Source organism: Pseudomonas sp. GW821-FHT02B10 (assembly GCF_059421865.1).
This window is the reverse complement of sequence record NZ_JBWKVU010000001.1, coordinates 671,605-683,742: the sequence shown is the minus strand read 5'-3', so window position 1 is coordinate 683,742 and position 12,138 is coordinate 671,605. Positions and strand designations below refer to the sequence as shown.

10 protein-coding genes are annotated in these 12,138 nt (G+C 65.3%); 7 read left to right on the top strand and 3 right to left on the bottom strand.

All coding sequences use genetic code 11. The features are described 5' to 3' along the window. Nucleotides 1-40 precede the first annotated feature (40 nt). The 3 genes from AC07VU_RS03145 to AC07VU_RS03135 form a co-directional block, all read right to left on the bottom strand. Complete coding sequence (locus tag AC07VU_RS03145; RefSeq protein ID WP_274305785.1) at nt 41-1,615, bottom strand: aldehyde dehydrogenase (NADP(+)); 1,575 nt, start codon at nt 1,613-1,615, stop codon at nt 41-43. A gap of 52 nt (nt 1,616-1,667) precedes the next feature. Next, nucleotides 1,668-3,236, bottom strand: coding sequence for an APC family permease (locus tag AC07VU_RS03140; protein WP_495029509.1), 1,569 nt, complete (start codon nt 3,234-3,236; stop codon nt 1,668-1,670). Nucleotides 3,237-3,407: 171 nt separating this feature from the next. Further along, a complete protein-coding gene (locus AC07VU_RS03135; RefSeq protein WP_495029508.1) occupies nt 3,408-4,328 on the bottom strand; it encodes a dihydrodipicolinate synthase family protein in 921 nt (306 codons plus the stop codon). Nucleotides 4,329-4,810: 482 nt separating this feature from the next. Here AC07VU_RS03135 and AC07VU_RS03130 point away from each other — a divergent pair, with 482 nt between their 5' ends. The 7 genes from AC07VU_RS03130 to AC07VU_RS03100 all read left to right on the top strand — a co-directional run bounded on the left by AC07VU_RS03130 (nt 4,811) and on the right by AC07VU_RS03100 (nt 12,117). Beyond that, a complete protein-coding gene (locus AC07VU_RS03130; protein ID WP_274305782.1) occupies nt 4,811-5,743 on the top strand; it encodes a 4-hydroxyproline epimerase in 933 nt (310 codons plus the stop codon). Next, entirely contained in the window at nt 5,740-6,873 is a 1,134-nt protein-coding gene (locus AC07VU_RS03125; protein ID WP_274305781.1) for an NAD(P)/FAD-dependent oxidoreductase, read from the top strand. The genes AC07VU_RS03130 and AC07VU_RS03125 overlap by 4 nt, the downstream gene beginning before the upstream one ends. Further along, complete coding sequence (locus AC07VU_RS03120) at nt 6,870-7,103, top strand: 2Fe-2S iron-sulfur cluster-binding protein (protein WP_101337072.1); 234 nt, start codon at nt 6,870-6,872, stop codon at nt 7,101-7,103. Before AC07VU_RS03125 ends, AC07VU_RS03120 begins: the two co-directional genes overlap by 4 nt. After that, nucleotides 7,100-8,365 (top strand): NAD(P)/FAD-dependent oxidoreductase, encoded by a 1,266-nt coding sequence (locus AC07VU_RS03115; protein WP_274305780.1) that lies wholly within the window; start codon nt 7,100-7,102, stop codon nt 8,363-8,365. The genes AC07VU_RS03120 and AC07VU_RS03115 overlap by 4 nt, the downstream gene beginning before the upstream one ends. Nucleotides 8,366-8,477: 112 nt before the next feature. Next, the gene (locus tag AC07VU_RS03110) at nt 8,478-9,254 is read left to right on the top strand and encodes an AraC family transcriptional regulator (RefSeq protein WP_274305779.1); all 777 of its coding nucleotides are present in this window, start codon (nt 8,478-8,480) and stop codon (nt 9,252-9,254) included. Nucleotides 9,255-9,497: 243 nt separating this feature from the next. Then, nucleotides 9,498-10,739: an MFS transporter gene (locus AC07VU_RS03105; protein ID WP_495029507.1), complete on the top strand. Its 1,242-nt coding sequence runs from the start codon at nt 9,498-9,500 to the stop codon at nt 10,737-10,739. A 487-nt stretch (nt 10,740-11,226) separates the two neighbouring features. Then, a complete protein-coding gene (locus AC07VU_RS03100) occupies nt 11,227-12,117 on the top strand; it encodes an AarF/UbiB family protein (RefSeq protein ID WP_277588052.1) in 891 nt (296 codons plus the stop codon). Nucleotides 12,118-12,138 lie beyond the last annotated feature (21 nt).

Genomic DNA, 12,138 nt, shown 5'->3' with positions numbered 1-12,138 from the left:
CGCCGCAGGCCTGCGACCTGATCGCAGCCTGCGCCAGCGGCTACAACGGGCGCTCGCCGTTGAGACGCTGTGGAACCTGCCAGGGGTTGTCGTTGCGCAAAGCCTGCGGCAGCAGTGCTGACGGCCAGTCCTGGTACGACACCGGGCGCAGGAAACGCTGGATCGCCAGGCTGCCCACCGAGGTGGTGCGCGTATCCGAGGTGGCGGGGAACGGCCCGCCATGGACCATGGCATGGCCGACTTCGACCCCGGTGCCAAAACCGTTGACCAGCAGGCGGCCAGCCTTGCGCTCCAGCAACGGCAGCAGTTCCCGGGCTTGCGGATGGTCGTCGTCACTCAGGTGCAGGGCGATGGTCAGCTGACCTTCCAAGCTCGCCAGCAGCGCTCTCATCTGCGCGGCATCGCTGCAACGCACGATCAACGAGGCCGGGCCAAAGACCTCCTCGCGCAACGCAGCGCGGGCCATAAAGGCCTCGGCCGATGTGGCGAACAGCGCGGCACGGGCCTGATAGCGCTGGCCATCGGCGCCTTGCCCCAAGGACTCCACCTCGGCATGCCGCAGCAGCCGCTCGACGCCCTGGCAATAGCTGCCATGAATACCCGGCGTCAGCATGGTCTGCGCCGGCGCCACCTTGAGCGCTGCCGCCGCCGCGGCTTCGAATGCGCGCAACGCCGGGCTGTCGACCACGAGGAGCAAACCCGGGTTGGTGCAGAACTGCCCGGCGCCCAGGGTCAGGGAGCCAACAAAGGCCTGGGCGATGGCTTCGCCTCGCTCGGCCAGCGCGTTGGCCAATAGCAGCACCGGGTTGATCGAACTCATCTCGGCATAGACCGGGATCGGTTCCTCGCGGGCTGCGGCGATCTTCATCAGCGCCACACCGCCGCTGCGCGAACCGGTAAAGCCCACGGCCTTGATCCGACTGTCCGCCACCAGCCCCTGGCCGATGCCGCGGCCGGAATCGAACAGCAGCGAGAACACCCCTTCAGGCAACCCGTGGCTGTGCACTGCCTGCTGGATTGCCTGGCCTACCAGTTCCGAGGTGCCGGGGTGCGCCGAATGCGCCTTGACCACCACCGGGCAACCGGCGGCCAGTGCCGAGGCGGTGTCGCCGCCGGCCACGGAAAACGCCAGGGGAAAGTTCGAGGCGCCGAACACCGCCACCGGCCCGATGGCGATCTGGCGCAGGCGCAAATCCACCTTGGGCAAAGGCTGGCGCTCCGGCAGGGCCGGGTCGATGCGTGCCTCCAGAAAGCCGCCGTCGCGCACCACTGCCGCGAACAGGCGCAACTGGCCTACGGTGCGTCCCCGTTCGCCTTCCAGGCGGGCACGGGGCAGGCCGGTTTCGCTCATGCAGCGCTCGATCAGCTCATCACCGAGGGCGAGGATGTTACCGGCGATGCTCTCCAGGAACGCCGCCCGTTGTTCCAGGCTGGTTTCCCGGTAGCGGTCGAACGCCGCCTCGGCCAGGGCACAGGCGCGCTCCAGGTCGTTCGGGCCGGCGCCGCCAAAACCCGGCGCCAGGGTCTCGCCGGTGGCGGCAGCCAGCGCATGCACTTCGCCGTGGCCACCCCGCACGCGGGTTTGGCCGATCAGCAGTTGTCCTGTTACAGGCATGGGTTACCTCTCTGAATAAATGGCGTGAGCTGAATGGATGCCTGGGCCGTGCTCATTCGTCTGCCCCTTCCAGCAGCAGCTTGCTGCTTGGCACCCCGGTGTTGGCTCCCCAGTAGTAAATGCACAGGGCCATGAGGGTGACGACCAGGGTGTCGTAGGGGTGAGTGAGCACGCCGATCCCGCCGAAGCTGCCCAGGTAGGAAATGACCATGGTCAGGGCGTAAAAGGCGATCAGCCACAGGGACGAACGCACCTGTTCGATCAGGCTCAGGTGGTCGGTGGGTACCAGGCGCCTGCAGCCCAGGTAGATGACGAACATCAGGATCTGCAGGCCCAGCAGCCAGGACACCGTGCTCCAGCCGGACCAGTAGACGATCAGCGCGGCGATGACGAAGGACACCGGTCCCAATAGGCCGAAGCCGCTGACCCGGAACGGCCGCGGCAGGTCCGGCGCGCTCTTGCGCAGCGCCGCCACGCTGATCGGGGCGATCGCGTAACTCAGCACCAAAGCCGCCGACACCACATTGATCAGCGCTTCCCAGGACGGGAACGGCAAGGTCCAGAACACCGACAGGCCGAAGGTCAGCCACAGCGCCGGGCGCGGGATGCCGGACTGCTCGTCGATGCGGGTAAAGATCTTGAAAAAAGTCCCGGTCTTCGCCCAGCCGTACACCACCCGTGGCGTGGCGTTCATGTAGATGTTGCCGCAGCCGCTGGGGGAAATCACCGCGTCGGCCACCACCAGGTAGGCCAGCCAGCCGACGCCCAGGGCCAGGGCGATGTCGCGGTACGGCAGGGAGAATTGCTTGCTGATGCTGCTCCAGCCGTTGGCCAGCATATCGGTGGGAATGCTGCCGAGGAACGCCAGTTGCAGCAGGCCGTAGATCAGGGTCGAGAGCAGGACCGAAAGGATCAGCGCGATGGGAATGGTGCGCTGTGGATTGCGCACTTCGCTGGCCACCGAAATGATCGGCGTCAGGCCCAGGTAGGCGAAGATGATGCCGCCGGCGGAGACCGCCATTTCGATGCCGGACAGCCCGAAGGGAGCAAAGCCCTGGACGTGGAAATTCTCCGCTTTGAAGAAGGTGAACAGCACGCCGATGACCAGCAGCGGCACGACGAACTTGAACAGGCTGATGAGGTTGTTGGACTTGGCGAAGGTCTTGACGCTGGAGTAGTTGAGCCAGAAGAACAGGCACAACAGGGCGAACTGCACCAGCCAGCCGAGAAGGGTCGGGTTGCTGTTGCCGGCATGGGTCAGCCCCGGAAACCAGGCCGCCGCGTATTGCCGCGCAGCCACCACTTCAATGGCCACCAGGCTGGAAAACGCGATCAACGTGATGAAGCCCATCAGGTAGCCCAGCAGCGGCCCATGGGAGAACACCGGATAACGCACCACCCCGCCCGCTCGCGGCAGGGCCGCGCCCAGTTCGCAATAGACGATGCCCAGCAGCAGGACGGCGAAACCGCCGAGCAGCCAGGAGAAGATTCCCGCCGGCCCGGCGATGGCCGAGACATGGCTGGCGGCGAACAACCAGCCGGAACCGAAGATCGCCCCCAGGCCGATGAAGGTGAGGTCAACCAGAGAGAGCTGTTTCTTGAATTTGCCTTGGCCTGACATAGGCGCGCCTTCTTATTGAGTTATTGGAGTAGGCAGATCGAATGTCGCGCCGGCCTCCTGCGGGCAGGCGGCCGACGGGGTGAAACACGGCACTGCGCGAGTGCCTGATGGTTCTTCTCGTGGACCAGGCCGCCCCGCGAGCCACTGCGCGGGGGCGGCCTGTCGGCGGGTTTACAGGCCGACGTCCGGCAACTGCGGACGCTCGGCCAGGGCCTTGGCGACTATCGCCTTGACCTCGGCCAGGGTCTCGCCCTGCAGGGCCAGGCGCGGTGGGCGGGTGATCGAGGAACCGCGACCGACCAGTTCCTCGCAGAGCTTGATGCACTGCACCAGGTCCGGACGCGCGTCCAGGTGCAGCAGCGGCATGAACCAGCGGTACAGCGCCAGGGCCTCTTCGAAGCGTTTTTCCCTGGCCAGGCGGAACAGCGTCTCGCCTTCTTTCGGGAAGGCGTTGGACATGCCGGATACCCAGCCTTCGGCGCCGACGGCGATGCTTTCCACCACCACGTCATCCAGGCCGGCGAACAGCACGAAGCGGTCGCCCACGGCATTGCGCAGGTCGATGAAGCGCCGGGTGTCGCCGGAGGAGTCCTTGAAGCAGACGATGTTTTCGCAGTCCTGCAGGGCGATCAGCACGTCCGGGGTGACGTCGTTTTTGTAGATCGGCGGGTTGTTGTAGACCATCACCGGCAGGTCGGTACCGGTGGCAATGGCACGAAAGTGCGCGGCGGTTTCATGGGACTTGGCCGAATACACCAGGGCCGGCATGACCATCACCCCGTCGACCCCGACCTTGGCCGCTTCGCGCACGGTGTTGCGGGCGAACTCGGTGGTGAACTCGGCGATCCCGGCGATCACCGGCACGCGGCCGCCGGCAGCGTCCTTGGCGACCTCGATCACCGAGAGTTTTTCCGCGGTGCTCAGCGAGGTGTTTTCGCCCACGGTGCCGCACACCACCAGGCCCGACACACCGTCGGCCACCAGGTTGCGCATGACGCTGTGGGTGGCGTCCAGGTCCAGGGAAAAGTCGGGTTTGAACTGGGTGCTGACGGCAGGGAATACACCGCTCCAGTAGATGGCTTTACGGCTCATGGTCTTGTCCTTGTTGGTTGAGTCGGTCGGGGCCGACAGGCGTTGGAAACGAAAAACAGATTCCGCCTTTCACCGCCTCGCAGCTTGAGGTTTTTCCCGCTCAAGCAAGACGAAATCGGCACATTTACCCAATCGCCCAGCGACCTTTTCCGTCCATTGCGCCTCCTTCGACCTGCCTGAAATCTCCTGCACCAGCAGCCGCACCGCACACCTGTAGCCGCTGCCGAGGTACGAGGCTGCGATCGGCTGCGCAGCAGTCGTAAACCCGGCAATTCGGTTTGTCAGAGAGACCGAGGACACAAGGCTGGCGGCCGCTTCGTCGGAATGCCGCCCAACCCGATCGCAGCCTCGTACCTCGGCAGCGGCTACAGATGGGCGGGGTTCACCACTGTGCCGATTTCGTCATCCGCCGCAGAGAAAACCCACAAGCGATGCAGCCCTTTCACGAGCCAATCTGTAGGCCTTTTCCGTCAGGTGCTGCCATGAAAAAAATAACCGTCATTGATTCACATACGGGGGGCGAGCCGACTCGCCTGGTTGTCGACGGCTTTCCCGATCTGGGCAACGGCTCGATGGCCGAACGGCTGGCGATCCTGCAAGAACGCCACGATCGCTGGCGCACGGCTTGCGTGCTGGAACCGCGGGGCAGCGACGTGCTGGTGGGGGCCCTACTGTGCGCCCCCCAAGCGGCGGATGCCTGTGCCGGGGTGATCTTCTTCAACAACAGCGGTTACCTGGGCATGTGCGGCCACGGCACCATCGGCCTGGTGCGTTCGCTGTATCACCTGGGGCGCATCGCACCCGGCGTACACCGCATCGAAACCCCGGTGGGCACCGTCAGCGCCACCCTGCACGACGACCTCTCGGTCAGCGTGCGCAACGTGCCGGCCTACCGATACCGCAGCGGCGTCGAACTGCAACTGCCCGGCCACGGCAAAGTCCGTGGCGATATCGCCTGGGGCGGCAACTGGTTCTTCCTGATCAGCGAGCATGGCCAGCGTATCGCCCTGGATAACGTCGAAGCCCTGACCCACTACACCTGGGCCGTGCGCGAAGCCCTGGAGACCGCCGGCATCAGCGGCGCCGACGGTGGTGTGATCGACCATATCGAGCTGTTCGCCGACGACCCGCAGGCCGACAGCCGCAACTTCGTGCTGTGCCCCGGCAAGGCCTACGACCGCTCCCCCTGCGGCACCGGCACCAGCGCCAAGCTGGCCTGCCTGGCCGCCGACGGTAAACTCGCGCCCGGGGCAACCTGGCGCCAGGCCAGCGTGATCGGCAGCCAGTTCAGCGCCAGCTACGAGCAGGCAGGCGAGCAGGTCATCCCGACCCTTCGCGGCACCGCTCACATCAGCGCCGAAGCCACCTTGCTGATCGAAGACAGCGATCCTTTCGGCTGGGGCATCGTCTCGTGAGCCAGCCGGCCGAAGCCGATGTCCTGGTGATTGGCGGCGGCATAGTCGGGACCGCCTGCGCCCATGAAATGGCCCGCCGCGGCCTGCGGGTACGGGTGCTCGACAACGCCAGCGGCGGCGCCACCGGCGCGGGCATGGGCCACCTGGTGGCGATGGACGACAACCGCGCCGAACTGGCGCTGAGTCACTACTCCATCGGCCTGTGGAACCAGCTGCGCGCGCAACTGCCGGCCACCTGCGCCTACCGCAATTGCGGCACCCTGTGGCTGGCCGCGGACGCTGCGGAAATGGACCTGGCCCGGGCCAAGCAAATCAACCTGGCCCAGCACGGAGTGGCGGGCGAATTGCTCGACAGCGCGACCCTGGCTGCACTCGAACCCCTGTTGCGCAAAGGGCTTGGCGGCGCCCTGAAGATCCCCGGCGACGGCATTCTCTACGCCCCGGCCACCGCCCACTGGCTGTTGCACAACACGCCAGGGATCAGCTGCGAGCGGGCCACGGTCAGCGCCATCGCCGACCACCGCGTGGCGCTGGATGACGGCCGCGTGCTGCGTGCCGAGTACGTGGTGCTGGCCAACGGTTTGGCGGCGAAGAACCTGCTGCCGGAGTTGCCGCTGCGGCCGAAGAAAGGCCATTTGCTGATCACCGATCGTTACCCCCGGCAGGTATCCCACCAACTGGTGGAGCTGGGCTACGCCGCCAGCGCCCACGCCAGCAACGGCACTTCGGTGGCGTTCAATGTGCAGCCACGGCCGACCGGGCAATTGCTGATCGGCTCGTCCCGGCAGTTCGACAGCCTCGACCCGGCTATCGAGCCCGAAGTACTGACCCCAATGCTGCAACGGGCCGTGGCCTATCTGCCGGGGCTCGCGCAATTGAACGGCATCCGCGCCTGGACCGGCTTTCGCGCCGCCACCCCGGACGGCCTGCCGATCCTTGGCCAACACCCACGCCACACAGGCCTGTGGCTGGCGGTCGGGCATGAAGGTCTGGGCGTCACCACCGCCCCCGGCAGCGGCCGGCTGCTGACCCAACTGCTGCTCGGCGAACGGCCGGATATCGACGCCCAGGCCTATCGCCCCGAACGCTTCGCCGAGTTGACCGCCTCCCTGACTGGAACTGCCCCATGATCATTTACCTGGACCGTCAGGCGCTGACCGTACGCGATGGCCTGAGCGTCGCCGCTGCTGTCGCCGCCAGCGGCGACCCACGTACCCGAACCTCCTGCACCGGCCAGCCCAGGGCGCCCTTCTGCGGCATGGGCATCTGCCAGGAATGCCGCATGACCATCGACGGCCGGCGCCAGCTGGCCTGCCAGACCCTGTGCCGCGAAGGCATGCATGTGGAGCGCACGCCATGAGTCAACAGCGCCTGAGCTGCGACATCCTTATCGTCGGCAGTGGCCCGGCCGGCCTCGCGGCGGCCCGGGCGGCGAGCCGCAGCGATCTCTCGATCATCCTGCTCGACGACAACCCGCGCCCCGGCGGCCAGATCTGGCGCAACGGGCCCGGCGTCACGCTCGCCGGCATCGCCCGCGACGCCTTGCAGGTGCTGGAGCATCCTCGGTTGCGTCACCTGCCGGGCACCCGGGTGGTGGCCGGCGCCGGCGCCAATGCCCTGCTGCTGGAAAATGCCGAGCAGGCTTTGCTGGTCCGCTACCAGAGTCTGATCCTGTGCTGCGGCGCCCGCGAACTGCTGCTGCCCTTCCCCGGCTGGACCTTGCCCGGAGTGACGGGCGCGGGAGCCTTGCAAGCGCTGCTGAAAAACGGCCTGACGCTGGCCGGCGAGCGCGTGGTCATCGCCGGCAGCGGGCCGTTGCTGCTGGCCAGCGCCGCCACCGCCCGCCAGGCCGGCGCCCGGGTGCAGGCGGTCCTGGAGCAGGCCCCGCTGGCCGCACTGGCGACATTCACCGCCGGGCTCTGGCGCTGGCCGGCCAAGCTCGGCCAGGCCGCCGGGCTGGCCACCACAGCCTATCGCTACAACGCCCATGTGCTCGAAGCCCTGGGCGAAGATCGCCTGCAAGCGGTGCGTATCCAGCAAGGCGAGCAGGTTCGGGAAATACCCTGCGAACGTCTCGCCTGCGGTTTCGGGCTGGTGCCCAACACCACCCTGGCCAGCCACCTCGGCTGCCAGCTGCAGGCCAATGCCATTGCCGTGGATCGCTACCAGGCCACCAGCCTGGCCCAGGTCTACGCGGCCGGCGAATGCACCGGGGTCGGCGGCAGCGAACTGGCGAGGGTCGAAGGCGAGATCGCCGGGCTGGCCGCCAGCGGGCAGACCCGGGAGGCCATCGCGCTGATCCAGCGTCGGGCCCATTGGCAGGCTTTCGCCGAGCGAGTGCGGGAAACCTTCGCCCTGCGACCGGCGCTTCTGCGCCTGGCGCGAGCTGATACGCTGCTGTGCCGCTGCGAGGATGTGCCCTACGCCGAGGTAGCTGGCGAAGCGAGCTGGAGCGAGGCCAAACTGCACAGTCGCTGCGGCATGGGCGCCTGCCAGGGGCGAGTCTGCGCCACGGCGGCACAGGCCCTGTTCGGCTGGACCGCGCCGACGCCACGAGCGCCCCTGGTGCCGGCGCGGATCGAGACGCTGCTGCTGGAATCGTCGACGCCCGGCGTGAAGTGAGGCGCAGACCGTTGCCGCGGGCCGCCCGCCAACGGCGCCGCGCAATTCAAGGATGAGCCAGTAGACCCAAAGTCGCGGGGCGCGCCCCGTCCCACAACAAGAGCAGCCCTTGATGATCGATACCGCTCAGCTGCACCGCCTGCCCGAAGCTATCGCCAACCAGGCGCCCGAGGATATTCACAGCCTCCTGGGCAGCATGGCCCTGGTGATCCCGCTGCTCGACACCCTGCCCAACGCGGTGTTTTTCATCAAGGACCTGCAAGCCCGCTACCTCACCGCCAACCTGACCCTGGCCCAGCGCTGCGGCTTCAAGAGCGTCGCGCCGCTGCTGGGCAAGACCTCGGCCGAGGTGTTTCCCGCCGTGCTCGGCCCGGTCTATACCGAGCAGGACCAGCGCGTGCTGCGCCAGGGCGTCACCATCAAGGGCCAGCTGGAACTGCACCTGTACGGCAGCCGCGAACCCGGCTGGTGCCTGACCCACAAGCTGCCGCTGCACGGGCGCGACGGGCGGATCATCGGCATGGCCGGCATCTCCCTAGACCTGCAGGCCGCCCGCGACGCGCACCCGGCCTACCAACGCCTGGCCGCGGTGGACCGGCATATCCGCGAGCACTACAACGAAGCGATCCGCCTCGACGACCTGACCCATATCGCCGACCTGTCCATCGCCCAGCTGGAGCGCTACTGCAAACGCATCTTCCACCTCACCCCACGGCAGATGATCCACAAGGTGCGCCTGGAACACGCCTCGCGCCTGCTGCTCGGCGAACTGCCAATCACCGACGTCGCCCTGCAATGCGGCTACACCGACCACAGCGCCTTCAGCCGCCAGTTCAAGGCGCTGACCGGCGTCAGCCCACGGCAGTTCCGGCAGAACGCCGCGCATTGACCCGGGCCCTTTTTTCCTGGGGCCAGACACTTGATAAAAGAGCATCCCGTTAGAGCCAGAAGCCCCTGGCTCATAACCTAATGTTCCATATCGGCCTCATGACTCCGCTATTTTTCATGCCCCCGCACGGCATAAGATGGCGACGGGAAAAACACCCCGTAAACGTTGAACAGCCCAGCCGCGCCTACCCGCCCACATCGACGCCCTGGCCCCGTGATAGAAAATTTAACGGATTAAATTTCTGTGCCCACCTCCTTCAGTTCAACGGCGCGGTCAGTCTGGTCCTTTGTGGCCTTGGGGGTATTACTCATACTTTCCGAAGCCATCTACGACCTGGTATTCGCCAACCTTGCCTACTCCATCAGCGGAACAACGCTGGCCGTTACCACCACCTACGCCATCGGCTATAGCGCTGAAATACTCGTGACCTTGCTAGGCGCGGGTTTTATCGATCGTTTCAACAAATGGAAACTGTTCATTGCCACGCAACTGGTAAACATCGCGGTGTTTGCCCTGGCCGTTCCTGTCCTCAGGATCTACAACAGCTCCGTGGAGTGGGTGTGGTTTTTTGCCTTCTTCGTCGACCTGATCCATCAGTATTCACGGCTGATCCTGTTTGCCTTGATCCCGTTCCTTTTCACTGCTGGCGACATCCCCAGAATCAACGGCCTGCTCGCCACCTTCAATGGCGTCGCCAGGACCCTGGGGCCGGTCATCGGGGCCCTGGTCATTTTCAACGTCGGCTTGTCGATCTCACTGCTGGCCTCCATTGCCTTCATGCTGGCCGCGCTCGCCTTGACGATCAGCCTGAGCGCCTTGAATGGGCAAACCACGCCCCTCGATATTGCCAGCACCTCGTTTGCCCAACGCTTCCAGGAAAGTGTCACCGGCGCTTCGAGAGCCACCATCGATCTGTTGCGCGCTCCACGTTGGCGGTATTTCCTCGCCTCTTATGCCACCTGCCTGCTGGTGGTCAGCGTGCTGGCGCTCCTGTGGGTCCCCCTGCTGCGGGGCTTTCATGGGTTTTCCGAAGTGCAGACCGGCTACCTGTTCTCCGTTGGAGCGGCAGGTGCCATAGCCGGCGGACTCGCCTTGCGCGCCAGTGGCCAGACCTCCCGGGTGCCGGGCACGATATTACTGTCGCACCTGATCATGATCTCGGGGGTCTGCATCACGTTATGCCTGCGCGGCAACATCTGGCTCGCGGGCACCGGCATGTTCGTATTCCAGTTCGGTACCACGCTGTATTTCCGTACCACGGCCAGCGCCATCCAACTCACCGTGCCCAAGGAAATCATTGGTAGCTGGTATGGCTCTATAGACTTCATCAGCCGCTTTGCCGGGCTCGTGGGCATTCTGTTGGCGGGCTGGGCCTACGACAGGCTCGGGACCTACGCCATCTACTCGATACTCTTACTCTTGCTGGCACTGAGCAGCTTCAACTGGCGCGGCAGTCGCCAGTCTCGCTGGCAGGTCAATACCTGAGGCGGTCCGACTCAGTGCCAGGTACTGGGTATTTCAAACGGAAGATCGAGGTGACGCTGAGTGTCCCTTTGGACGATGCGCTTGGCACCGACCACGGAGCGAACCACCGCACATGCGATGTAATAGCCCTCAGCGTCTCCAACGTCGTCAGCACCTTATCGCCCGCTGTCTCTGCATCATTCGCCCAGCTGGAGCGCTACTGCAAAACGCATCTTCCACCTCACCCCACGGCAGATGACCCCACAAGGTGCGCCTGGAACACACCTCGCGCCTGCTGCCCGGCGAACCGCCTCGGACAAAACAGTCTGCGCCCGGGCAAATCGTTGCATGGTTGTTCCCATCGCCAGGGCACACAAGGCCGCAGAACCCGGATGAATTTCGTGAACGCCAGGACCTGCGATGAATTATGATGCGCGCCCTTTCGGCTCGCGTTTCAGCGCAGGCTCACAGCGCCCCCTCGTTCGTAATCCCAAGCCAGGAACCCTACATGCTTCACCTCAGGAGCTTCACCCGAACGCTGCATCGACAGCAGATCGATGGCGTGACCTTCCATTTCGATCCATCCCATCGGCACGAACTGGACCCGCTGATACGGCGCTTTCTGGCCAAGCCCGAACAATATCCCACGCTGGATATTCCGGAAGACACCCGGGGCGTGTTCCTGCTCGAAGGCGAACGCCAATGGGTGCTCAAGCGCAACCGCCTGACTCACTGGAAAAAGCAGCTGCAGAACTTCCTCGGCCTCAAGCGCAGCTTCGGCCTGCACGACCTGACCAATGAGTTCATCAACCTGTCGGTGGTATCGGGCAAATCCGCCCTCTCGCCCCAGGTCTCGGCGTTTGGCTACAAGGGGCGCTTTCCGTTCCTGCGCGAAGAGTACTTGCTGGTGGGTTTCTGGGCGGATCATTGCAGCGTCGACGACCGCCTGCTGGCCCATCCCGAGCAGGCTGAAACCCTGTTGCCGGCAATCTTCCGGCTGTTCGGCCAGATGCTCGACGACGACTTCGTGCACATGGACCCCCACCCGAAAAACATTCTGGTCGCCGCCGATGGCCGCCTGCGCCTGATCGACTTCGAGTGCTGCGCCCACTCGGTACTCGACCGCGACTTCAGCCTGGGTTTCCTGCTGGGTTACTTCTACCGCTTCTGGTTCCGGCGCTTCATCGCGCAGCAGGATTACGACCGGCTTTGCGAGGCGTACCTGAACGCGGAGCACCCCAATCTGGATCGCACCGTCTTCCAGCCGGTGTACCAGCGCTTTCGTGACCGAACCGTCTCACGCAGCACACGCTACCGCATCCTCACCTGCGCCCGGGCACAAGCGGCGTTCCAGCGTGAAATCAGCGATCTGCCCGAGCAACAGCAGAAGCCGAGTTGAATCGATGCTGAAAATGCCTGG